Annotated in this window: 16 protein-coding genes, 3 tRNA genes and 3 rRNA genes; 19 read left to right on the forward strand and 3 right to left on the reverse strand. The window is 38.5% G+C overall.

What is annotated here, in order from left to right; genetic code table 11:
• Positions 1–52 precede the first annotated feature (52 nt).
• Positions 53–1,675 carry a gliding motility lipoprotein GldJ gene (gene gldJ / locus MG290_RS13735; RefSeq protein WP_272585720.1) on the reverse strand — a complete coding sequence of 541 codons (1,623 nt, stop codon included), beginning with the start codon at positions 1,673–1,675 and terminating at the stop codon, positions 53–55.
• Positions 1,676–1,866: 191 nt separating this feature from the next.
• Between gldJ and porU the strand changes: the two genes are divergently transcribed.
• The 15 genes from porU to ligA all read left to right on the forward strand — a co-directional run bounded on the left by porU (position 1,867) and on the right by ligA (position 21,060).
• A complete protein-coding gene (porU, locus tag MG290_RS13740) occupies positions 1,867–5,670 on the forward strand; it encodes a type IX secretion system sortase PorU (protein ID WP_264561805.1) in 3,804 nt (1,267 codons plus the stop codon).
• Positions 5,671–5,727: 57 nt separating this feature from the next.
• Positions 5,728–6,936 carry a type IX secretion system outer membrane channel protein PorV gene (gene porV, locus MG290_RS13745; protein WP_264561806.1) on the forward strand — a complete coding sequence of 403 codons (1,209 nt, stop codon included), beginning with the start codon at positions 5,728–5,730 and terminating at the stop codon, positions 6,934–6,936.
• A 62-nt stretch (positions 6,937–6,998) separates the two neighbouring features.
• Positions 6,999–7,481, forward strand: a complete 483-nt coding sequence (cdd, locus tag MG290_RS13750) for a cytidine deaminase (protein WP_264561807.1) — start codon at positions 6,999–7,001, stop codon at positions 7,479–7,481.
• Positions 7,482–7,554: 73 nt separating this feature from the next.
• The gene (locus MG290_RS13755; protein ID WP_264561808.1) at positions 7,555–8,946 is read left to right on the forward strand and encodes a nucleotide sugar dehydrogenase; all 1,392 of its coding nucleotides are present in this window, start codon (positions 7,555–7,557) and stop codon (positions 8,944–8,946) included.
• 482 nt (positions 8,947–9,428) lie between these two features.
• On the forward strand, positions 9,429–10,445 hold the full coding sequence (locus tag MG290_RS13760; RefSeq protein ID WP_264561809.1) for a hypothetical protein: 1,017 nt from the start codon (positions 9,429–9,431) through the stop codon (positions 10,443–10,445).
• A 10-nt stretch (positions 10,446–10,455) separates the two neighbouring features.
• Positions 10,456–10,668, forward strand: coding sequence for a hypothetical protein (locus MG290_RS13765; protein ID WP_272585725.1), 213 nt, complete (start codon positions 10,456–10,458; stop codon positions 10,666–10,668).
• Positions 10,599–11,552, forward strand: a complete 954-nt coding sequence (locus MG290_RS13770) for a T9SS type A sorting domain-containing protein (protein ID WP_272585727.1) — start codon at positions 10,599–10,601, stop codon at positions 11,550–11,552. The genes MG290_RS13765 and MG290_RS13770 overlap by 70 nt, the downstream gene beginning before the upstream one ends.
• 279 nt (positions 11,553–11,831) lie before the next feature.
• A tRNA-Val gene (locus MG290_RS13775) sits at positions 11,832–11,906 on the forward strand.
• 201 nt (positions 11,907–12,107) lie between these two features.
• Positions 12,108–13,625, forward strand: a 16S ribosomal RNA gene (locus MG290_RS13780).
• Positions 13,626–13,695: 70 nt separating this feature from the next.
• Positions 13,696–13,769: transfer RNA gene (locus MG290_RS13785), tRNA-Ile, on the forward strand.
• Between the two features lie 115 nt (positions 13,770–13,884).
• Positions 13,885–13,958 (forward strand) — tRNA-Cys (locus tag MG290_RS13790).
• 265 nt (positions 13,959–14,223) lie between these two features.
• Positions 14,224–17,101, forward strand: a 23S ribosomal RNA gene (locus MG290_RS13795).
• A gap of 195 nt (positions 17,102–17,296) precedes the next feature.
• Positions 17,297–17,408: ribosomal RNA gene (gene rrf, locus MG290_RS13800) — 5S ribosomal RNA — on the forward strand.
• The 16S, 23S and 5S rRNA genes sit together here with 3 tRNA genes alongside, the layout of an rRNA operon.
• Positions 17,409–18,568: 1,160 nt before the next feature.
• A complete protein-coding gene (locus MG290_RS13805) occupies positions 18,569–19,042 on the forward strand; it encodes a DUF6495 family protein (RefSeq protein ID WP_264561811.1) in 474 nt (157 codons plus the stop codon).
• A gap of 8 nt (positions 19,043–19,050) precedes the next feature.
• Positions 19,051–21,060, forward strand: a complete 2,010-nt coding sequence (gene ligA / locus MG290_RS13810; protein ID WP_264561812.1) for an NAD-dependent DNA ligase LigA — start codon at positions 19,051–19,053, stop codon at positions 21,058–21,060.
• A 278-nt stretch (positions 21,061–21,338) separates the two neighbouring features.
• Here ligA and MG290_RS13815 read toward each other — a convergent pair whose 3' ends face one another.
• Both MG290_RS13815 and MG290_RS13820 read right to left on the reverse strand, forming a co-directional pair.
• Complete coding sequence (locus tag MG290_RS13815; protein WP_264561813.1) at positions 21,339–22,250, reverse strand: bifunctional metallophosphatase/5'-nucleotidase; 912 nt, start codon at positions 22,248–22,250, stop codon at positions 21,339–21,341.
• Entirely contained in the window at positions 22,250–23,029 is a 780-nt protein-coding gene (locus MG290_RS13820; protein ID WP_264561814.1) for a 5'-nucleotidase C-terminal domain-containing protein, read from the reverse strand. The genes MG290_RS13815 and MG290_RS13820 overlap by 1 nt, the downstream gene beginning before the upstream one ends.
• A gap of 103 nt (positions 23,030–23,132) precedes the next feature.
• On the opposite strand from MG290_RS13820, the gene dapA reads away from it, so the two are divergent.
• The 4 genes from dapA to MG290_RS13840 all read left to right on the forward strand — a co-directional run bounded on the left by dapA (position 23,133) and on the right by MG290_RS13840 (position 25,811).
• A complete protein-coding gene (gene dapA, locus MG290_RS13825; protein WP_264561815.1) occupies positions 23,133–24,008 on the forward strand; it encodes a 4-hydroxy-tetrahydrodipicolinate synthase in 876 nt (291 codons plus the stop codon).
• 17 nt (positions 24,009–24,025) lie between these two features.
• Positions 24,026–24,535, forward strand: a complete 510-nt coding sequence (locus tag MG290_RS13830) for a ferritin (RefSeq protein ID WP_264561816.1) — start codon at positions 24,026–24,028, stop codon at positions 24,533–24,535.
• Between the two features lie 153 nt (positions 24,536–24,688).
• Complete coding sequence (locus MG290_RS13835; protein ID WP_264561817.1) at positions 24,689–25,498, forward strand: outer membrane protein assembly factor BamD; 810 nt, start codon at positions 24,689–24,691, stop codon at positions 25,496–25,498.
• Between the two features lie 4 nt (positions 25,499–25,502).
• Positions 25,503–25,811 carry a DNA-directed RNA polymerase subunit omega gene (locus MG290_RS13840; RefSeq protein ID WP_257499314.1) on the forward strand — a complete coding sequence of 103 codons (309 nt, stop codon included), beginning with the start codon at positions 25,503–25,505 and terminating at the stop codon, positions 25,809–25,811.
• Positions 25,812–25,815 lie beyond the last annotated feature (4 nt).

A 25,815-nucleotide genomic window follows, 5' to 3' on the forward strand; every position in this document is an offset into this window, starting at 1 on the left:
AATTAATTATCAGAGTATTATTTTAAGACCTTTTATAAATGAAGAATAGGGATTAACCTCTTGCTTTTTTCTTACCGTTTGATTTAGTAACACCTACTTTAGTCATTGCGTTTCTAAATCCAACAAAGTCTGATGCAGAGTATTGATCTATGAATCTGCGTGTTGCAGGGTCCAACCAATAAGCTCTGTCTTTCCATGAACCACCTTTAATAACACGTGAATTATTGTTAATTAAACTGGTTCTGTTTGCATCATCTAAAGTATAAGTTAAGTTCCCCTCAGCGTCATAAGCTGCGGTGTTTTGTGGTGCGTTATACATTTTAGATTTTGCTTGACCCACTCTTGCAAGATTATCACCATCATTATAACTAATGCTGTTGTCACCTTGAAAATTGCGTCTTAAGAAGGTGTCTTCTGTACCAACAGCTTCTTTTTGAACTTCACCAGGTAAAGCACGTGGGTGCAATTTACCATTTGGCAAGGTGTCGTATTCAATATTTGTACTTACAACTTGTACTGTTCCGTCAGGAGCAATCACACTTTTGTTGTAAACATTTCCACGGAAATAGTTAATGTCATTCACCTCAGAAGAAATTGCCGGACGATATACGTCTGCAACCCATTCTGCCACGTTTCCTGCCATATCATATAATCCCCAATCATTTGCTGGGAACGATTTTACAGCTGTAGTAATTTCACCTGCATCTGTTGACCAACCTGCGATACCACCGTAATCACCGCGTCCTTGCTTAAAGTTAGCTAAATAATCACCTTTCGATCTGCGAGAGTTGGTGCGTGTTTGATCTGATCCCCAAGGATATTTGTTTCTTCCTTGTTGATTATTGTACACACGATCCGATTTTCTAACGCTAGCTGCGTATTCCCATTCAGCCTCGGTTGGTAAACGAAATTCAGCAGAAATAATACCGTATTCCATTTTTGCGTAAACACCACTTTGACCAGGTTGTGCACGGTTTTTTACTCCTCTAAGCACAATGCTATCGTTGCCGGCGTATGCTTTTGTAGGAGCACTCAAGTAGGTGTCCGTAGAGAACGATTGTTCTCCATATACTTTATCAGTTTTAGCGTTTTTAGCAATATAGCCTGCACGCTCTAAATTTAATTCATTTACACGATCAGTTCTCCATTTAGAGAAATCGTTTGCCTGAACCCAAGATACACCAACTACTGGGTAGTTTGCGTATGCCGGATGGCGCAGATACGTGTTGGTTAAGGTTTCTGTAAAACCTAATTGATTACGCCATACTAATGTATCTGGCAAAGCAGCATTGTATATTTGACGGTATCTTGCTTCAGAAGGTGGATAAACTGCTTTTGTCCACGCCAAGTATTCGGTGTACATTAGGTTGGTAACCTCAGTTTCATCCATAAAGAATGATTGCACATATTGCTGTGTTGCACTGTTGTTCCATTCTCCCATTACATCGTCTTGAACGCGTCCCATTGTAAATGTACCCCCTTCAATAGCTACCATTCCATACGGAACTTCTGTGCCATCGTATGACGTGTTATATTGGAAACCACCTTTTTTGTCGTTGATCTTCCAGCCTGTAGCCGAAGACATACTTGCATTGCTGTTTCCACAACTTGTTAGTCCAATTGACGCTGCTATTACAGCTATCAATTGTAATGTCATAATTTTATTAATCTTCATTGTTAAAGTAGGTAATAAATTTCGTTGCAATATAATAATTAGCTTTTGATTAACAATATCAAAATCAAAAATATTTAAAAAAAACTTAAAAAATGTAAAATATTAGTCTCTTACTATTCGTTTTAATGGTCAATGTAATTATTTTATTTATTTTTATCAAATTATTAATAGATACTTATTTTTCTATAAAAATGAAAAAACTATTACCAGTTTTTGCGATGCTTGGCAGTTTTGCCTTAAACGCGCAAACAAAAGATGTTCGTTTGCAATGGACTGAACAAAACTTTACCATCAGTAACGGAGAAAATTTCTTTGTTCCAAGTTTTCAACAGGAATATTTTAATTATAATTCTGGAGAACGCATTATTGGGGCAAAGGTTTTTATAAATAATGTGCAAGGAAATCAGCTACGCGTGGTTTCTGAAAATGTGCAACCTATTGATTTGTCTAAATACAAAGACATTAATCCGAAAAATATTCCTAGTTCCATTGATCCTAAAATACAGTTTTATGTTACAAAAGGCGTGCAATCGGCTATTGTAACATTTAATCCTATTATTAAAACAAGTAATGGCTACAGTAAAGTAACCAATATTACATTTGATATTTACGGAACGAAAACAGCTGCTTTAAAGAACACTGTTTTTACGGTTCAGAATTCTGTTCTGACGCAGGGGAATTGGTTTAAATTTAAAATCAATGAAACAGGAGTTTATCGTTTAGACAAAAATTTCTTGAATAAATTGGGTGTTCCGAACGATGTAGACCCTCGTACTATTAAGGTTTATGGATACGGTGGTGGCATGCTTCCGCTTGAAAACAATAAAAACGAACATTTTGATGTACCTGAAATTGCAATTCAATTTCAAGGTGAACAAGACGGCGTTTTAAATGATAACGATTTTGCATTGTTTTATGGAGTGGGTACGAAAGGATGGAATGCACAAAACGCCACGCACTTAAATTTGTACAGCAATGATGCATATTATTTTGTAACCTATGGCGGAACAGTTGGCAAGCGTATGCAAACATACGTGGAACCAGCTGGTGCTTCAACAGTAAACTATACCGATTATCTCGAAAGGGTTTTCGATGAAAAAAATATTGAAAATATTGTACAGCTTAGCCGGAAAACATTTGGTGAAAATTTTGGACAAAGTTTCACAAAGCAAGTAGTTTTGCAAACACCTTTAATGAATAGTTCCAAACCGGCGACAGTAGGTATCAATTTAGCTGCCATTTCGCAAAATCAAACATTTTTTAATATATCCTTAAATAATCAGCAGATAGGTTCGCAAGCTATCAATGGAAAAATTAGTAATGCCCAAGCAAACGAAGGCTATTTTTCCAACACGTTAAATTTAAGCGGTGAAACACATACGTTTGCCATAAATTTTAATAATAACGGCATACCATCGGCTCGGGGATATATCGATTTTGTTGCAATAGATTACTATAAATACTTGGCTGGAAACAATAAACAATTCCAGTTTAATTTTCCCGATGCCGTTTCACAAGTTGGTGTGGGCTCTTTTCAGATATCAAATGCGCAAGGTATTACACAAGTGTGGGATGTGACCGATCAATATAATCCCACATTCAAAACCAATACAGCAGGATTAATAAATTTAAAAATGCCTTTAGGGGCGTTGAAAGATTTTGTGGCTGTGGATCAAAACGACATCTACACGCCAATTGAAGTGGGCAATGCAAAAATTTTAAACCAAAATTTAAAAGGAACTATTTTTGCCAATGGAAACGTAGATTATCTAATCATTACCAATAACAACCTGCTTTCAGCAGCCAATCGTTTGGCAAATCTTCACAAAACGCAAAGCAATTTAAACGTAAAAGTGGTTCCGCTAGATGCCATTTATAACGAATTTTCGTCGGGTCAGCAAGATGTAGTGGCTATTCGGAATTTTATTAGATATGTGTATTTTGCAGGAAATCAAACGCTTAAATATGTAAACTTGTTTGGTGATGCTTCTACAGATTATTTCGACCCAACATCGAATATTGTGCCTATTTTTCATTATTTGAACAACACACTGTCTCCCAATTCAAGTGAAAACTTTAATGACTGGCACACCTTTGCAACCGACGATTTTTATGCCTTGCTAGATGACCCGGAAGGGTTGATGAATAACGATACTTACACCGGTATCGATGTAGTTATTGGTAGAATGCCTGTTAATAATGTTCAAGAGGCAAACGCAATGGTGAATAAAGTAGAACAATATTTGAGCAAAGAAAATGCAGGGCGTTGGAAAAATGTTTACACAGCCTTGGCAGACGATATAGACGCCGGCTTTGATGCCGTATTGCAAGTGGCCTTAAACAATATGGCCGATGAACTTGTAGCCAATAAGCCTTTTATGAATGTAAAGAAAATTATTGCAGACTCATATCAGCAGCAGGTGGTGGCAGGCGGGCCAAGATACCCAAAAGTTAAAGAAGATTTTTTAAACGGAGTAAATTCCGGCAGTTTAATGGTGAGTTATTTGGGGCATGGCTCTGAAACAGGATGGGGTGCCGAACGTTATTTTGAAATTCCTGATATTGAAAGGTTAAATAATATCGATAAATATCCGTTATTTGCAATTATGACTTGTGATTTTACTCGTTTTGATAATCAAAAGCTAAAATCAGGAGGGGAATATTTGTACCTGCGCGAAAATTCAGGCGCTATTGGAATACTAGCAACCAACCGAAAAATTGGAATTGGCAGTGCAAGCGATTTTACCGAGAATACGTCAGCTTGGCTTTTTAATTACAATAATATATTGCCCAATGCAACCATGGCAGAAGCTTTAATGTACACTAAAAACGATCTTGTAAAAAACGTTGGAGAGCAAGCAATGATTTCATTTGTGGGTGATCCGGCATTAAAATTAGCCATTCCAAAACCAAATATTACCATCACACATGTAAACGATGAACCTATAGAGAATTTTACAGGCAGCCTTCGTGCGTTAGATAGAGTAAAATTAAAAGGACAAGTGACTACTGAGGGCGGACAATTAATTAGCAATTTCAATGGCGATTTAGCAGTTCAAATGTTCGACAAAAACCAAGAAAAAACAACATTGATGAACGATGGGAACGGCCAACCAATGACCTTTACCACTTTAGGAGAGACCGTTTTTCGAGGAAATGCATCGGTTACAAACGGTGGATTCGAAATAGAATTTGTGGTTCCAAAAGATATAAAAATCGCAGTAGGTGAGGGCAAAGCCAGTTTTTATGCTGTAAAAGAATCCAATGTTTTAGATGAATATGCAGGCGCAAACACCACAATAAAAATTGGAGGTGTAAACGAAAATGCAGCCGAAGACAATAAACCACCTCAGATAAAACTGTTTATGAATGATGAAACGTTTATTTCTGGAGGTATCACTAATAGTTCTCCATTGTTTTTAGCACACTTAGAAGATGAAAACGGAATGAATACAGCCAGCGGAATTGGCCATGATATGGTAGCTATTTTAGATGGTGATGAAAACAATCCCATTGTGATGAACGAGTTCTACGAAACCGAACCAAACAATTTTATGAAAGGATTTGTGGATTATCCGTTCAGCAATTTAAAAGAAGGTTTGCATACCATTACATTTAAAGGTTGGGATGTGTACAATAATTTAGCAACTGCAACGTTAGACTTTGTAGTGGCGGCAGAAACAGGATTAACATTAGAGCGCGTGTTAAATTATCCAAATCCGTTTGTAGATTATACCGAGTTTTGGTTTCAGCACAATCGTCCGAATGAAACCTTACAAGTACAAGTTCAAATTTTAACCGTTACTGGTAAAATAGTAAAAACCATTAATCAAACCATTGTTTCTGAAGGATTTTTATCCAAAGATTTAAAATGGGATGGCCGTGATGATTTCGGCGACCGAATAGGTAAAGGAGTTTATATTTACCGATTAAAAGTTAAATCAACCGTTTCTGGTGAACAAGCAGAAAAAATTGAAAAATTGGTAATCTTATAGTTTATCAAAAACTATTAAAAACTAATTTTTATATTTGTTCCATATAATAAAAGATAAATGAGAAAAATTTCAATAGCAGTTGTTAGTTTATTTACAGTAAATGCAGCATTTGCACAGCAAGAGTTACCAATGCCCGATGGTACACCACTTTCATATAATCCGGCAATTACAACAGGTGTATCTTTCTTAACAATCACCCCCGATGCGCGTTCAGGTGCTTTAGGGGATATGGGAGTTGCAACATCAGCCGATGCTTTTTCGCAGTTTTATAACCCAGCAAAATATGCTTTTGCAGAAAAACAGCAAGGTTTTGCATTGTCATATACACCTTATATGTCAAAAATTGCCAGTGATATTTCTTTAATGGGAGTGAGTTACTACAACCGTGTAAATGAGCGAAGTGCTATTGGTACAAGTTTGCGCTATTTTACATTGGGTGAAATTAACTTAACGAATAATCAAGGAGAATTTCAAGGAGTTGAAAAACCAAATGAATTTTCTGTTGACGTTTCTTATACCATAAAGTTTTCTGATAATTTTGGTATGGCAGTTGCAGGTAGATACATCAGTTCCAATTTAAGATTGCGCGGTGATGGCGAAACAGCAGCCAATACTTTTGCAGTAGATGTAGCAGGATATTATGAAAGCGACCGTATCCAAATGAGTAATTCAGAAGGAAGATTGCGTGCCGGTTTCAATTTTCAAAACATGGGACCAAAAGTAAGTTACACAGGCGATACGAATTTCGCAAGCAATATTCCCACTACCTTGCGTTTAGGAGTAGGTTACGATTATATTTTAGATAATTACAATACCGTTACTTTTTACGGGGAAACAACAAAATTAATGGTACCTTCTAATTTACAGCCAACTTTTACAGATGCTAATGGAAACGGTGAATATGATGCTGGAGAAGATGTTAATTCACGCTTCCAAGAATACCGTGACATTGGTTGGTTTTCAGGGATGTTTAAATCGTTTGGCGATGCACCAGGTGGTTTTGGCGAAGAAATGCGCGAATTTACATGGTCATTAGGTGCCGAGTATTGGTATCAAAATTCATTTGCATTCCGTTTAGGTTACTTTAACGAAGCCGAAGATAAAGGCGCACGTAAGTTTGCTACATTGGGAGCTGGTTTCAAATATAATATCGTAAATATCGATGTGTCTTATTTATTAGCAACCGGTAAAGTGCAAAATCCATTAGAAAACACATTGCGTTTTTCATTAACCTTTAACTTTGGTAGAGATTATTATAAAAATTAAACGCTCATACAAATCATTACAAAGTCCAAGCAAATACTGTTTGGGCTTTTTTGTCTTTTTTTATGCAAGAAATTAATATACCAACAAAATTATACAGCTATAAACAATTGACCGAGTTGCCATTGTCCATTCAAAATTTAATGAATCAAGCAGTAGCAGCCCGGTTAAAAGCATACGCACCTTATTCCAATTTCCAAGTAGGAGCAGCGATATTATTAAAAAACGGAACAATTGTTTTGGGGGCTAATCAAGAAAATGCAGCATATCCTTCAGGACTTTGTGCCGAACGAACAGCTGTTTTTTCTGCAGGAGCCAATTTTCCAAATGAACAAATAATAGCTATTTGTATCTCCGCATCATCCACCTTAAAAGATACATTAGAGCCCATTCCCCCATGTGGAGCCTGTAGGCAATCATTATTAGAATACGAAAACAAACAAAAAAACAATATTCCAATTTACTTTATGGGAAAAGCCGGCGAGATCATTCAATCACCCTCTATAAAAAATTTGTTACCTTTTACATTTAGAGAAGATAGTTTATAAGCATAAATAAAAATCATTTAGTAATTTTGACTTTTAAAGCAACAAATTTGTTGCACTATTTTTAAACAATTCTATGATAAAATCAATTTGTTGTATTGGTGCAGGCTATGTTGGTGGTCCAACAATGGCAGTAATTGCATTAAAAAATCCACATATAAAAGTTACAGTAGTAGATGTAAATCAAGAACGCATCAACGCTTGGAACGCACAAAACTTAGACAATTTACCTGTTTACGAACCCGGGTTGGCAGAAATCATTGCACAAACGCGCAATGTAAATTTATTTTTTAGCACCCAAGTAAACGAAGCCATTCAACAAGCCGAAATGATTTTTATATCTGTAAACACTCCTACAAAAACCTACGGAATAGGCAAGGGCATGGCAGCAGATTTAAAATATATCGAGCTTTGCGCCCGCCAAATAGCAAGCGTTGCCACCAACAATAAAATAGTTGTAGAGAAATCAACCTTACCCGTTCGCACGGCATCAACCATTAAAAGCATACTCAAACAATCCCAAAACAATGTACAGTTTGAGATTCTCTCAAACCCCGAATTTTTAGCAGAAGGCACCGCTGTCAATGATTTGCTAAAACCTGATCGCGTTCTAATAGGTGGCGATTATCACACCCCAGAAGGTAAAAACGCCATTGCTGCGCTCTCCGAAATATATAAAAATTGGGTCACTACCGATAAAATCATCACCACCAATATCTGGTCTAGCGAATTATCAAAACTCACAGCAAACGCCTTTCTTGCCCAGCGCATATCTTCTATAAACGCCATGTCGGCAATATGCGAAGCCACAGAGGCAAACATTGACGAAGTGGCATTTGCCATCGGAAAAGACAGTCGGATTGGTGACAAATTCCTAAAAGCCTCTGTCGGGTTTGGAGGCTCATGTTTTCAAAAAGACATCCTCAATCTGGTGTACATTGCCCAAACTTTTGGTTTAAACGAAGTTGCCGATTATTGGCAGCAAGTAATAAGCATGAACAATTATCAAAAAAGCCGATTCGCCCGCAAAATTGTACAAGAAATGTTCAATACCGTTTCAGGTAAAAAAATTGTGCTATTAGGATGGGCGTTCAAAAAAGACACCAACGATTCGCGCGAATCAGCAGCCATCGATATCGCCAATTATCTCATAGAAGAACAAGCAGAATTACATATATACGATCCCAAAGTCACCGCACAACAAATCTTTACCGATTTAGAAATAAGCACCAGCATTCCGCAAGAAGAACTAGCAACCAAAATAAAAATATACAACCATCCAGACACTATTTTTCAGCAAGCACACGCTATAGTAATAGTAACCGAATGGGATCAATTCAAAACATTTGACTATACCCATATCAAAAAACAAATGCAACAACCCGCATTCATTTTTGATGGAAGAAACATACTAAATCCGGCCGAAATCACACAAATAGGCTTTCAATACATTGGTATTGGCAAGTAAAACAATATCCCGTCACCTTCAAAAGTGGCGGAATTTTTTTATGATATGGGCGTTCCCCTTCCATTCCGTTTCAAAACAAAGCTCAGGGTACACATACCATTTTGTCCACCACAGAAAAATCCAAGCAAACAGTCGGGTCGGGCTATTCGCTACAATCTTTTTGTTCGCGAGCTCACAAAAAGGATTTTCGCTGCTATCCCTAACGCGGTTTTTACTGTATAATGTAAATTGTATGTTTTAAAATTGTACAACTTTGCCAAAGTTTAGAACTTTGGCAAAGATTAAAAACATTATCAACGAAGAAGTTTCAATGCGCAATTGGTTGCAGGAAATGAAATAAGATTTTATACAAAAACAAAAAAAAGCTAAAAAGAAATTTTTAGCTTTTTTTGTTTTTATTTAACAACATGTTAATTTTTTTATTATATTTACAATTCAATCAACTTAAATATAATAATTATGAGCAAATTAAGCAAAATTTTGTGGGGGGGGTAATAGGCCTAACCCTTACAGCATGTACAACCGACAGTGTATTTGAGGACAATGGTCAAGCAAGTACTTCAGAGCATCCTTCTAATCCCGGTTCACAGTATGCAACTTATAGCATGTCTGATTCTTATGAGTCGCCATGGGATATTGATTCATTGTATAAAGTGAAATACGAATTATACAGCGGTACAATGAACGACGGTGTACACGTCCGGGTAACCCCTTATATAGGTTTGGCATATTATGATGGTGCTAATGACGGTTTTTACAATACCCCAACAGGTGGGTTTAACTTGGCAAGCGGTGCCTATCCAAATCTTTTTGCCAGTGGAAATGAATACGGCGATTATGTACAAGCAAATCCTATTGTATTAACACAAGTGCCTGGTACAGGTTGGTACACCCACGAGTTGTGGGTGCAACACGATGAAGATCATTGCCCGTTAGTAAACATACCAGTGGGTATTAATTATAATTTAAACAGTATTGGTTTTGATATTGTAAACAACAATATTGTACAACCTATGCAGTTAGGGTATCCATTACCTGCGCCGCCACCTGCTGGTACGGGTGCAGAAGAACGTTTGTTGCGCGAGTATGGCAAAGTGTTTTATTACAAAGTAGAGTTTGGTACCGATATGTATAATTTTGACCCCGATGCGTATTATGTATTAGCCTTAGAAAATAATGTTACTACAAATGGTGATTGGTCTCCAATGGGGCTTTCAGATATGCCTTTTGGCAGCGTTTTGTTTTATCACGATAGCCCCAGTGGTGTAAGCACAAAAGAAATTGTTGTTGATCCCGATACGTTTACAGGTCCAGATCCTCAACATCGCAAAAGGTCTAGAGAGTTGTTTGGTACTGCTACCCCAGGCAGCGGCACTTGTATTCGCAAAATAACTACCGTGCCGTTTTATGATGAGTGGGTTCAAATTCCGGCTCTTACCGGTCCTTGGGTGCCAAAGCCTAACAGACAACCTCGTGGAGTAAAAATTTATATAGAGTAAATAGTTAACTATGAAAAAGATTCTCCTTATTATAACCACCTTATTAGGCGTTTATAACTTAACTGCCCAAGTACTCTACACCGAAAATTTTAACAATTATCCTGTGGGAAATATAGGCACCGATTATAACGGCACGGTATCTGGTGTAGGCGGTTGGTTTACCAAATCTGTAAATGTACCATTTACAATACGCCGCTTACCAATAACGACTATAAAATTGTAGCCGAGGCCAACAAAGGGAATGTTGCACAAATAGGACCCCTCACCAAAAAAGGCGAAGCGAACCGTACTTTATTCCGTACCGATTTAAACACCTATTGGCAACAACGCACGGCAGGTAATAATGTTTTTAAGTGCAGTTTTGATTTGTATGTAGATGATAGTTATATAAGCTCCACTCCTCCATCTGATCCAATACGTATAATTTTATACAGCAAGGAAGGAGGGTTGACCAGGTTTTCATATGAACCTGATTATCATCGTTTTGGTGCCGGTTTTGATTTTTCTAGGGGTAATTTTAATCGCGGAAGTGGTGAAGCTGTATTGGTAAGCCCCGGTACCCCCTTACAACCGCCACCAAATGGCAGTTGGATTACTGTAGAAATGTATATAGATTATGATAACAACAAAGCGTATTTCAGCATACCAACTTTAAACTATACGAATGTTAAAAACATTGCATTTACTTTAGAGTTGGGTGGTTTAGATACCGAGGGCAACCCCTTGCCTGATGACAGCCCTGTTGAATTAGTGTTTTTTTACACGAAGTCTGGCGATGTTGATGGTACTTTTTATACCCCCAAAATAGATAACATTAATTTAGTAGCTCAAAACACGGTACCCACTTTAGCAACTACCGAGCAGTTGGCTGCAAAATTTAACTTATACCCCAACCCAGCAAGCAATGTTGTAAACATCACCAACGCTGAGAATATGCAGATACAGCAAATCACGGTGTATGATGTTGCAGGCAAACAGTTAAGCACCCAAACCTACAACAACGAAACCGATATACAATTAAACGTAGAACATTTAGCAAGTGGCACGTATATGCTGCACTTGCAAACGAATCAGGGTACAGCGGTTAAAAAATTGGTGAAAAAGTAGTTTTTTTTTCTGTAGCTTCAAAACAACTTTGCCAAAGTTCCAAACTTTGGCAAAGATTATTTTTACCTAGCTTAAACTTCAAAACCACACGCTGTCAAACAATTACAAAAAAGATTAAAAAACTTTCAAAAAGCATTTGGAAAAGCCAAAAAAAGAGTAGTATATTTGCAACCGCTTTCAGGACAACGAAAGCCACGTTCCTAGAAAAAAAAGTAAAAAATAAATTTGGATGGTATAGAAAAAGGTTATTATCTTTGCAGTCCGTTCAAAAAAGAAAAAGGGCGATTAGCTCAGCTGGTTCAGAGCACCTCGTTTACACCGAGGGGGTCGGGGGTTCGAACCCCTCATCGCCCACAAAAAAAACTTTTTCAAAAAAAAAGCAAAAATAATTTTGCTGATTAAAAAATAAGTTTTACTTTTGCAACCGCTTTGAGAGAGAAGCGAATGTAAGAAGAACAAGTTCATAGACATATTGGATTAACAGAGAATTAAAGAGTAAAAGCTCTTGGGCAACCAAGAGGTTTTAAACGACACATCAACAATAAAAAAAATTATACGATGAAGAGTTTGATCCTGGCTCAGGATGAACGCTAGCGGCAGGCCTAACACATGCAAGTCGAGGGGTATCCCGCCTTCGGGCGGGAGAGACCGGCGCACGGGTGCGTAACGCGTATGCAATCTACCTTATACTAAGGGATAGCCCAGAGAAATTTGGATTAATACCTTATAGTTAATAGAAATGGCATCATTTATATTATAAAGATTTATTGGTATAAGATGAGCATGCGTCCCATTAGTTAGTTGGTGTGGTAACGGCATACCAAGACGATGATGGGTAGGGGTCCTGAGAGGGAGATCCCCCACACTGGTACTGAGACACGGACCAGACTCCTACGGGAGGCAGCAGTGAGGAATATTGGTCAATGGGCGCAAGCCTGAACCAGCCATGCCGCGTGCAGGATGACGGTCCTATGGATTGTAAACTGCTTTTGTACAGGAAGAAACACTCCCATGCGTGGGAATTTGACGGTACTGTAAGAATAAGGATCGGCTAACTCCGTGCCAGCAGCCGCGGTAATACGGAGGATCCAAGCGTTATCCGGAATCATTGGGTTTAAAGGGTCCGTAGGCGGCTTTATAAGTCAGTGGTGAAAGTTTTTGGCTTAACCAAAAAAATGCCATTGATACTGTAGGGCTTGAATATTTGTGAAGTAACTAGAATATGTAGTGTAGCGGTGAAATGCTTAGATATTACATGGAATACCAATTGCGAAGGCAGGTTACTAACAAATGATTGACGCTGATGGACGAAAGCGTGGGTAGCGAACAGGATTAGATACCCTGGTAGTCCACGCCGTAAACGATGGATACTAGCTGTTCGAGCTTCGGTTTGAGTGGCTAAGCGAAAGTGATAAGTATCCCACCTGGGGAGTACGGGCGCAAGCCTGAAACTCAAAGGAATTGACGGGGGCCCGCACAAGCGGTGGAGCATGTGGTTTAATTCGATGATACGCGAGGAACCTTACCAGGGCTTAAATGTAGTTTGACGTATTTGGAAACAGATATTTCTTCGGACAAATTACAAGGTGCTGCATGGTTGTCGTCAGCTCGTGCCGTGAGGTGTCAGGTTAAGTCCTATAACGAGCGCAACCCCTGTTGTTAGTTGCCAGCGAGTCAAGTCGGGAACTCTAGCAAGACTGCCAGTGTAAACTGAGAGGAAGGTGGGGATGACGTCAAATCATCACGGCCCTTACGTCCTGGGCCACACACGTGCTACAATGGCCGGTACAGAGAGCAGCCACTTGGCGACAAGGAGCGAATCTATAAAACCGGTCACAGTTCGGATCGGAGTCTGCAACTCGACTCCGTGAAGCTGGAATCGCTAGTAATCGGATATCAGCCATGATCCGGTGAATACGTTCCCGGGCCTTGTACACACCGCCCGTCAAGCCATGGAAGCTGGGGGTACCTGAAGTCGGTGACCGCAAGGAGCTGCCTAGGGTAAAACCGGTAACTAGGGCTAAGTCGTAACAAGGTAGCCGTACCGGAAGGTGCGGCTGGAACACCTCCTTTCTAGAGATGGTTTAAACATCTTTTACTCTTTAACTGTTGGTTCAAAAAAAAAGCAGAATAAAAAATACAGAGTCTCGTAGCTCAGCTGGTTAGAGTACTACACTGATAATGTAGGGGTCGGCAGTTCGAGTCTGCCCGGGACTACTTTTTGCAGTCGAAAGTCAAAAGTTCGAAAGTCAAAAGATCTGTACACTATTTATTCACAAGGAAATTCTAGAAGTTAAGAATCCACAATTCGTAATTCGTAATTAGAAAAATTGGGGGATTAGCTCAGCTGGCTAGAACGTCCCGCTACAGGCGGGAAGGTGAAGGGTTCGACTCCCTTATTCTCCACGAGATAGTATCAAGATGATAGTATCAAGTATCAAGACTAAGTCTTAATACTTAATACAAAAATCTTAATACTAAAAAAAGTTCATTGACATATTGAGATACATTTAAAAAGTAGAAATATTTAAAAATATTTTCAATAGGCATCAGTTTTAACTGGTGTTGAAAATAATATAAAGCACATTTTTTGTGTCATAAATTTTTTTAAAGTAACAAGTTTAACTTGAAACCTTAAAAAAAGAAACATGAAACAAAAAAAATAGAGCACAATAAGCAAAATAAGGGCGTATGGGGAATGCCTAGGCTCTCAGAGGCGAAGAAGGACGTGATAAGCTGCGAAAAGCTACGGGGATCGGCACACACGAATTGATCCGTAGATATCCGAATGGGGCAACCCGGCATGTTGAAGACATGTCACATCGATAGATGAGCAAACCCGCTGAACTGAAACATCTAAGTAGGCGGAGGAGAAGAAAACAAAAGTGATTCCGTAAGTAGTGGCGAGCGAACGCGGAAAAGTCCAAACCAAAGTTGTTACGGCAATTTTGGGGTTGTAGGACCACGATATTGTATGCAAAGCGAATAAGAATCATCTGGAAAGATGAACCGCAGAGGGTGATAGTCCCGTATTGGTAAGCGATGTAATACATAGTGGTATCCTGAGTAGGTCGGGGCACGTGAAACCTTGATTGAATCCGGCGGGACCATCCGCTAAGACTAAATACTCCTGAGAGACCGATAGTGAACCAGTACCGTGAGGGAAAGGTGAAAAGAACCGTGAATAACGGAGTGAAATAGAACCTGAAACCATACGCCTACAAGCGGTCGGAGCCCATTCGTTGGGTGACGGCGTGCCTTTTGCATAATGAGCCTACGAGTTACCGTTGCTGGCAAGGTTAAGTAATTAAGTTACGCAGCCGAAGCGAAAGCGAGTCTGAATAGGGCGCATGAGTCAGTAATGGTAGACGCGAAACCGTGTGATCTACCCATGGGCAGGTTGAAGTTTGGGTAACACCAAATGGAGGACCGAACCGGTTGACGTTGAAAAGTCTTCGGATGACCTGTGGGTAGGGGTGAAAGGCCAATCAAACTCGGAAATAGCTCGTACTCCCCGAAATGCATTTAGGTGCAGCGCTGAAAAAGTTTAATAGAGGTAGAGCTACTGATTGGATGCGGGGGCTTCACCGCCTACCAATTCCTGACAAACTCCGAATGCTATTAAATGATTTTCATCAGTGAGGGCATGGGTGCTAAGGTCCATGTCCGAGAGGGAAAGAACCCAGACCATCAGCTAAGGTCCCCAAATGTATGCTAAGTTGAAAAAACGCGGTTTGATTGCCCCGACAGCTAGGATGTTGGCTTGGAAGCAGCCATTCATTTAAAGAGTGCGTAACAGCTCACTAGTCGAGCGATCGAGCATGGATAATAATCGGGCATAAGCATACTACCGAAGCTATGGATTGTACAATGTACAGTGGTAGGGGAGCATTCTAAACTGGGTAGAAGGTGATTTGTGAGAATTGCTGGACTGTTTAGAAAAGAAAATGTAGGCATAAGTAACGATAATGCGGGCGAGAAACCCGCACACCGTAAGACCAAGGTTTCCACAGCTATGCTAATCAGCTGTGGGTTAGTCGGGACCTAAGGCACACCCGAAGGGGGACGTCGATGGCCAACGGGTTAATATTCCCGTACTTGTAATAGTTGTGATGGAGTGACGCAGTGGTGAAAGTACCGCGAACTGACGGAATAGTTCGTTAAAGCACGTACCTATATCCTTTATAGTAAAATGCGTAGAGGATGGAGAAATGCGATAGTACTCGGAGCCTTCGGGCAAAGAGATAGTGTACCTAAAGGCTGTCAAGAAAAGCTTCTAAACTTAGATTATTACAACCCGTACCGCAAACCGACACAGGTGGTCGAGGAGAGTATCCTCAGGTGCTCGAGAGATTCATGGCTAAGGAATTAGGCAAAATAGACCTGTAACTTCGGGAGAAAGGTCGCCCCCGCCTCGGCGGGGGCCGCAGTGAAAAGGTCCAGGCGACTGTTTATCAAAAACACAGGGCTCTGCTAAATCGTAAGATGACGTATAGGGCCTGACACCTGCCCGGTGCTGGAAGGTTAAGAGGAGATGTTATCTTCGGAGAAGCATTGAATTGAAGCCCCAGTAAACGGCGGCCGTAACTATAACGGTCCTAAGGTAGCGAAATTCCTTGTCGGGTAAGTTCCGACCTGCACGAATGGTGTAACGATCTGGACACTGTCTCAGCCATGAGCTCGGTGAAATTGTAGTATCGGTGAAGATGCCGATTACCCGCAGTGGGACGAAAAGACCCTGTGCACCTTTACTATAGCTTAGTATTGTTCTTGGATAAGTGATGTGTAGGATAGGTGGGAGACTATGAAGCGGCGTCGCTAGGCGTTGTGGAGTCATTGTTGAAATACCACCCTTTGCTTATCTGAGATCTAACCCCGCTATGCGGGGGACATTGCTTGGTGGGTAGTTTGACTGGGGTGGTCGCCTCCAAAAGAGTAACGGAGGCTTCTAAAGGTTCCCTCAGCACGCTTGGTAACCGTGCGTAGAGTGCAATGGCAAAAGGGAGCTTGACTGAGAGACCTACAAGTCGATCAGGTACGAAAGTAGAGCATAGTGATCCGGTGGTTCCGCATGGAAGGGCCATCGCTCAAAGGATAAAAGGTACGCCGGGGATAACAGGCTGATCTCCCCCAAGAGCTCATATCGACGGGGGGGTTTGGCACCTCGATGTCGGCTCGTCACATCCTGGGGCTGGAGAAGGTCCCAAGGGTTGGGCTGTTCGCCCATTAAAGTGGCACGCGAGCTGGGTTCAGAACGTCGTGAGACAGTTCGGTCTCTATCTACTGTGGGCGTTAGAAATTTGAGTGGATCTGATTCTAGTACGAGAGGACCGAATTGGACCAACCTCTGGTGTATCAGTTGTGCCGCCAGGTGCATCGCTGAGTAGCTACGTTGGGAAGGGATAAGCGCTGAAAGCATATAAGCGCGAAACCCACCACAAGATGAGATTTCTTTAAAGGGTCGTTGGAGATGACAACGTTGATAGGCTATAGATGTAAAGGCAGTAATGTCATAGTCGAGTAGTACTAATAGCCCGTATGCTTATGTGCTCTGGAAGTTGCTTTGTAAAGAATAGTATTAAGATTTTAGTATTAAGTATTAAGACTGGAATATCTACAAAAAAAAGTATCGAAAATATGTTAACAATATTAGCCCGCCATTGGCGTGGCGTTTAAAGTTCAAGGTTTAAAGTTCAAGGTTGTAAACCTTAAACAAAAAAAACATTAAACTTTAAACAAAGATTTAAGGTGGTTATAGCATCGGGGCTCACCTCTTCCCATTCCGAACAGAGAAGTTAAGCCCGATAGCGCAGATGGTACTGTATCTTCATGTGGGAGAGTATGTCGCCGCCTTTTTTTTAGTAAAGCCTGTCTTTAAAAAGACAGGCTTTCTTTTTTTATAGGTACGGCGTGTCCCTTCGGTCGATCCGCCGCCTTTTTTTAGAAGTCTTTTACTGAAAAGTAAAGGACTTTTTTTGTTGTATGTAGTACAGCACAACACTTACCATTAATAACAGCCTCAATACGTTTGTAAAGAGGCTGTTGGTTTTTATTGTTATAGGCACGGATTGCAAATCCGCGCCATCGGGTGTTGGTTTTTATTGTTATAGGCACGGTTGCAAATCCGCGCCATCGGGGCAATTCGCAAGCTCGGGTCGCCGCCTTTTTTTAGTAAAGCCTGTCTTTTTCAAGACGGGCTTTCTTTTTTTGTTATTTACTACGTACCGTTCGCTTCGCTCGGGTGGTGCGGCGCAATTCTCCGCCTCGGCGGATCGGGTCGCCACCTGCTTTTATTAACACCAGCTTAAAAGGCTTTTTATTGTTTTGTAGAATTTAGTTTGACCACATATTTATAGATTTACACTAATTTCTTTTCTAAAATGTACAGCAATACAATTTACATTATACATTATACATAAAATGTGGCTAAAGCCAATTGTAAATTTACATCATAATCATTGAAATAAAGTTCGAGGCAATTGATTTAAGAGAACTTGAAACTTTAAACCTTAAACTAACTCAGATCACGAAAATTAACTCAGATTTTGTACAATATACAATAATACAATTTACATTATACAGAAACTGTGGCTAAAGCCAACTACTTATTGCTTAATAACATCAGGCTAAAGCCCGACGCAATTCATCTTTTAAAGAATCAAATCTAAAACATCCAACATCCAACATCCAACATCCCGCATCAAACCTTAAACTTGAAACTTTAAACCTTTAACTACAAATTTTTATAATCATCAAACAATAATATCAAACATCAATATCAAATATCAATTTCAAACACCCAACACCCAACACCTAACATCCCACATCAAACACCCAGCAATAGGGATTGCAGCCTTGTTGGAGCTTTTTGTTTTTGCAAAAAAACAAAAGCGACGGCGGAAAGCCCGACCTGAAACGTTAGTGGAAGGGATTGCCCAAGAAAAACAGCAGTCAATAATCTTTAAAAATCTGTTTGAGTATGATTTTATACTTGTATTTTTGTAAAAATGTTTTAAATGAAATACGCACGTTTAACTAAGGAACAATTGGAAGAATTACATGTGGAATTTACCAATTTTTTGGCATCGCAACAAATTGATAAATCGGAATGGGACTTACTAAAGACTCAAAAACCGGAGGTAGCAGAACAGGAAATTGATATTTTTTCGGATTTGGTTTGGGAAGGTGTTTTAAAATCGGCTCGTTATATTGAGCATTTTTCGGCTACGCATATTTTTTTGTTTCAGTTTGATAATGAACAAATTGATACAATTGTTTTAAAAACTACGAATGAAACGGTTAATTTTTTAACGAAAAGTGGTTTGGAATGGTTGGGTGAAAATTTGCATTCCAACGAAGTGGAGATTCGCTACGGAGCTAAAAAATTTGGGGGCGACCGAAACGGTGAAATTTTTGAAATTATTCAGCAAGGTGGTATTTTAAGTCAGGGTGAACTGTACGAACAAATTAAGAATATTTTAGGGAAATAATTGAAGTTATGGAAAATGCGAATGTTTTGGCACAAATCAGTTTGTTGCGTGAGGAATTGAACGAACATAATTATAACTATTATGTGCTGGATCAACCGGTGATTTCGGATTTAGAGTTTGACCAGAAATTAAAGAAGTTGCAGGAACTAGAGCAACTGTATCCTGAATTTTTTGATGAGGATTCGCCAACGCAACGAGTGGGTGGAGCTGTTACTAAAAATTTCCCTACAATTGTTCACGAAAACCGTATGTATTCTTTGGAAAATTCGTATTCTAAGGAGGATCTAATTGATTGGGAAAATCGCATTCAGCGAGTTTTGGGCAATGTGCCTGTGGAATATGTTTGTGAGCTGAAATATGACGGTGCTTCGATTTCGATTACTTATGAAAACGGTAGATTGGTTCGAGCGGTGACAAGGGGCGATGGTTTTCAGGGTGATGATGTAACCAATAATATCAAAACAATAAAATCGGTTCCTTTAAAATTAAAAGGCGACTTTCCTGAAAAATTTGATATTCGTGGGGAGATTGTACTGCCTTTGGCTGGTTTTGAAAAAATGAATATGGAATTGATCGATATTGGCGAAACACCTTATTCTAATCCAAGAAATACGGCTTCGGGTAGTTTGAAATTGCAAGACAGTGCCGAAGTTGCCAAGCGCCCGTTAGAGTGTTTGCTTTATAATATTGTTGGGGCAAATAATTTTTTTAATACCCATGCACATTCGTTGGAAGCAGCGCGTTCGTATGGTTTTAAAGTTCCCAATCATTCCAAACTGGTTAAAGACTTAGACGAAGTTTTTGATTTTATTTCCTATTGGGATACGCATCGCCATGATTTACCATATGAAACCGATGGTGTGGTTATTAAGGTAAACGATTTGTTTCAGCAGGAAGAATTGGGCTATACGGCAAAAAATCCGCGTTGGGCAATTGCTTATAAATTTAAGGCCGAACAAGCCAGCACTGTTTTGGAGGTGATTTCGTATCAAGTGGGCCGTACCGGAGCTATTACGCCCGTAGCTAATTTGCAACCGGTGCAGTTGGCAGGAACAATTGTTAAAAGAGCTTCTTTGCACAATGCCGACCAAATTGAAAAGTTGGATGTGCGCGAAGGCGATACCGTCTTTGTTGAAAAAGGCGGAGAGATTATTCCAAAAATTGTAGGGGTTGACTTTAATCAGCGACAACCAGATAGCCAGCCTACGGAATATATTACCCACTGCCCGGAATGCCACACCGAATTGGTGCGAAAACCAGGTGAAGCTCAGCATTATTGTCCGAATTTTTACGAATGTCCGCCGCAGATTATTGGTAGAATTGAACATTTTATCAGTAGAAAAGCCATGAATATTGATGGGCTAGGGGGGGAAACCGTTGCTTTGCTCTACAAAAATGGATTGGTTAAAAATTATGCTGATTTGTATGAATTGACAAAAGAGCAAATTGTTCCACTGGAACGTATGGCTGACAAATCGGCTGATAACTTGCTGAATGGTATTCAAGAGTCAAAAAAAATACCTTTTGAGCGCGTGCTTTTTGCTTTGGGAATTCGATTTGTTGGTGAAACCGTTGCTAAAAAACTGGCGAAACATTATAAATCTATCGATGCTTTAATGCAGGCAGATTATGAAGCGTTGGTTCATGTAGATGAAATTGGCGATAAGATAGCCTTAAGTATTCGGTCTTTTTTCAAAAATGAATCTAATTTAGAATTGATAAACCGATTGAAAAATTACGGTTTACAGTTTGTAGTTGAAACTAAAGAAAATACGCAAGTTTCCACAAAATTTGAAGGGATGACAATGGTTGTTTCAGGTAAGTTTGAAACATTTTCTCGAGATGAAATCAAGCAAAAGATTGAAGATTACGGCGGGAAAAATGGAAGTTCTATTACCGGGAAAACATCGATTGTGGTGGCAGGTGCAGATATGGGACCGGCAAAACTTGAAAAAGCAACCAAGTTGGGAATTCCGATTTGGACAGAAGAGGAGTTCATTGATCAACTCGAAAATTAAATAATTCGCAAAAAAGAACATAATAATTACTTAATATTTAGAAAATACTCAAATAACTCGGCGTTTAGATCTTTGTATTGTAAAAAATAAACAATATGAAATCTATCGAAATGAAATGCGTTTTTAAAGGAATTTTAAGTTTGTGTGCTTATGTGGCTTTGATGCTATTGGTGTGTTCTAACTTGTAAAAGCAATTAAAAAGTGTAAGAGTATTATTTGAATTAGTAAAAAAAAACACAAAACGTTCGATTTTCCGAACGTTTTTTTGTTTTATGAAATCACACCTTTATAACCCTTGCGGTGGTTGACTTGTTTTTTAATTCATCAAAGTAAAAATCGATTTGCCCCACGCGAACACCATAACAGCCAACTTGGTTTACAATTACTTCTTTTCCTTCGGCATTAATTGCAACAGTAGGCTTTTCGAGAAAAGTGTGGGTGTGTCCGCCAATAATTAAATCGATATTTTTGGTTTGTGCGGCTAAATCCAAATCAGAAATCATTTGCGATTTACTGTTGTATTGATAGCCTAAATGCGACAAACAAATGATTAAATCGCACTTTAAATCATCTTTTAAAATTCGGGATACATCTTGCGCAATTTCTATGGGGTTGTTCCAAACTGTTTCCCCATATTCGCTTTTATTCACTAAACCTTCCAATTTAATTCCCAAACCAAACACACCAATTTTAATTCCATCTCTCATGAAAATTTTGTAAGGTTTTGTAAATCCGTTCATTAGTGTGTTAGTGAAGTCGTAATTGGCGTTTAAAACCGTGAAATCAGCTTTCGAAATTTGCTCGGCTAAACTGTTCACACCGTTGTCAAACTCATGATTGCCAATAGTTGCGGCATCATATTGCAACATATTCATGATTTTTATTTCCAATTCACCACCATAATAATTAAAGTAGGGCGTACCTTGAAACATATCTCCGGCATCTAAAATCAACGTGTGTGGATTTTCATTTTTAACTTGATTGAAAATCGTTGCCCGCTTTGCTGCACCACCCTGATTGGCAAATTTGGCATCGCTAGCTGGGAAAACATCCAAATGGCTGTGGGTATCGTTGGTATGCAAAATGGTGATGCGTTTGGATTTTGCCGATGAAAAGCTGCTCAATCCAAAACCGGTAAGGGTTAAAGTTGTTGCAGCTGCTGTTTGTATGATAAAATCGCGACGTTTCATTATTCAAAAATTATTCTTGGTTTTACAGAAGGATTCAATGAGTCAATCTTTGTGAAATACGCAATAAACATGTTGCGCAATTTATAATCTAATGAATGATTTTCAGTAGCTTTTAAAAGAAAATCCATTTTATCGCCGCCTTTTGCCAGATAATCATTAGTTACCACAAAATAGCTTTTGTTTTTGTCGATAGATTCATTGTTGATTTTTATATCTTTAATCAACTGATTTTGATCAACAACGATTTCAATTCCGCTTAAAGGATGTGCTGTTTTATTGGCAATAATGAATTGTGCCATTTCAAAAACCACATCGCCTTTTAAAGCTAAAACCACTGCGCTGTTTTCAAAAGGCATAATATCATAAGCAGTTCGAGTGGTGATATTTCCTTTGGCAATAGTTGCTCTAATTCCACCATAATTCAGCAAGCAAAAGTCGATTTTTTTATTCCATTTTTTTTCAAAAACAGGTTGTGCAATTTCAAAAATGGCATCGGCATAAAAATTAGTCATTGGGTTTTGCCACTTTCCAGCAGCTTTATCTAAATCATTAGGATTATATGTCAAAACTTTCAATAAATCATTTTGGATATGATTTCGATACGGTTTTAGAAAATTTTCAACGGTAATGTTTCCCTCAACAGTATCATTCAGTTCAATGTATTTAGTAGCAATATTTGTATTTACATATTTTTTTGATGCACAGTTTGTAGCTAAAAGCGCAGCAATACTTACAAAAAACAGATAAAAATATTGTTTGGGTAAGTTTCTATATTTCATGTTTATTTTAATGAAAATGGTTAACTTTGTTGGTAAACAAAATTACAACGAATAATTTGTAACTTGTTTCATTTAGTTTATATTTAATTACTAATTTATAAAAATGAAAGCATTTATAGGTACAGGTGTTGCTTTAATTACGCCTTTTAAACAAGATTTATCGGTTGATGTTGAAGCACTAAAAAAAATTGTACAATACAATATTGATGGTGGTGTGGAGTATTTAGTGGTGTTGGGAACGACAGCCGAAACCGCTACATTAACCAAGGAAGAACAAGCGTTGGTAAAGCAAACCATTATCGCTGCAAATAACGGAAAATTGCCTTTGGTTTTGGGCGTTGGTGGCAACAATACTGCAGACATTGTAAACCAATTAAATGCGGATAACTTAAAAGGATTTGATGCCATTTTATCGGTTTCGCCTTATTACAACAAACCAACCCAGGAAGGTATTTACCAACACTTTAAAATGATTGCCGAAAAATCACCGCTACCTATCATTGTTTACAATGTACCCGGAAGAACAGGTAGCAATATGCTTCCAGCCACGGTGGTTCGCTTGGCAACCGATTTTAAAAACGTTATTGGAATAAAAGAAGCAGCAGGCGATATAGTGCAAGCAATGGAATTAATCCGCATCACACCGAATGATTTTCTTGTAATTTCGGGTGATGATATCATTACCTTACCTATGGTTTTAGCAGGTGGCGCTGGTGTAATCTCTGTAATTGGCGAAGCTTTTCCAAAAGAATTTTCAGAAATGGTGCGTTTAGGTTTAAACAGAAACGTGGACGAAGCTTTCAAGATGCACTACAAGTTAACCGACGCCATTAATATGATTTTTGAACAAGGAAACCCAGGCGGTGTAAAAGAATTGTTCAAACATCTGAATTTATGTGAAAACTATGTACGTTTACCTTTAGTAAATGTAAACCAAGATTTATCAAATCGTTTGGCAGATTATCTTAAAAAATTTTAACCTAAAAAGTAAAAACTATGTTATCGAAAGATTTACAAACAGCTTTAAACAAGCAAGTGAAAATCGAAGGCGATTCTTCGCAAATATATCTAGCAATGGCATCTTGGGCAGAAAATCAAGGTTTCGAGGGAATTGCAACCTTTATGTATGCTCAATCTGATGAAGAGCGCATGCACATGCTTAAATTAATCAAATACATTAATCAACGTGGCGGCGAGGCAATAATTCCGAATGTAGAGCAACCACAGTTAGATCATACATCATTTAAAACTTTGTTCAAACAATTATTTGAACACGAAGTTTTTGTTTCAAAAAGCATCAATGAATTAGTGCACATATCTCTTCAAGAGCGCGATTATGCCACTCATAATTTCTTGCAATGGTATGTGGCAGAACAAATAGAAGAAGAAGCAACCGCACGTACAATTTTAGATAAAATCAATCTAATTGGTGATGATAAAGGTGGTTTATATCTATTTGATAATGATATAAAAAACTTTCCACAGCAAAATGACCAAACGGTTTAATAATTTAACGAATCGTTAAGTTTAAATATGGAAAAAGATGCCTTATTTTAGGGTGTCTTTTTTTATTTAAAAAGATATTGTTCATTAACAAGATAAGTAGTAACTTTGCGTTTGCTATAAAACATATAGCTTTTGTATAAACAACACCAATTTATGAGAAAAATTTCGTATATCATTTTCACAGCATTAGTATTTGCAAGCTGTTCACCGCTTCAGAAAGCTTTAAAGGTTGATGATACCGCTTATAAAAACGAAGTTGCCGACCAGTTATACGAAAAAGGAAAATACAAACAAGCTATTCGATTATACGAACAAATCGAAGCAAAAGAAAGTTGGACTCCTAATTTTCAATCAATGTATTATAAATACAGTAAATCGTATTACAATGCAAGAAAATGGGAAGCTGCAAAGCCTATGTTTCAAAAGTTTAATTTGGTTTATATCACCAGTCCAAATCGTGAAGAAACCATGTACTTAGAAGCCATGTCGGCCTATCAATTGTCAGAAGTTTATTCATTGGATCAACACGCAACCTACGAAGGAATAAAGAAATTTGAAACCTTTTTAGCAGCATATCCTGAATCTTCGTACAAGGAAGATGCCAACACTAAAATGCGCGAGTTGAACGAAAAAATTGAGCGTAAGGCATTTGAATCGGCACGTTTGTTCAATAAAATTGGCGATTACACCCGCGATTACAATGCTGCAATAGTTGCTTTAGACAACTTTTTGCTAGATTATCCCGGAACTGTGTACAAAACTGATGCATTGTTTTATAAATTCGACTCGGCTTACAAATTAGCACTAAACAGCGTGTACTCTAAAATGGAAGAGCGTTTAAAAAATGCAATCAGTTTGCACGATGATTTAATTTCATACGCACCTGATACAAAATATAAAGAAGAAGCAGACCAAATGCTTGTTCGTCTAAAAAAAGAATTAAAACAATTTTCAACAAAATAAGAAAATGGACTTGAAGAAAACAAATGCTGCGGTAAATACCATTACCTATAACAAAGCCGAAATTGAAAAACCAACTGGTAATATTTACGAGGCGATTACAATTATTGCAAAAAGAGCCAACCAAATCAATACCGAAATTAAGAAAGAACTGATTGATAAGTTAGATGAATTTGCTACTTACAATGATAGTTTAGATGAAGTTTTTGAAAACAAAGAGCAAATCGAAGTTTCTAAATACTACGAAAAGCTACCAAAACCACATGCATTGGCAGTAGAAGAGTGGTTAAAAGGCGATATAACTTTTAAAGAGTAAGCAA

The organism is Flavobacterium sp. CBA20B-1, assembly GCF_028473145.1.
GTDB lineage: Bacteria > Bacteroidota > Bacteroidia > Flavobacteriales > Flavobacteriaceae > Flavobacterium.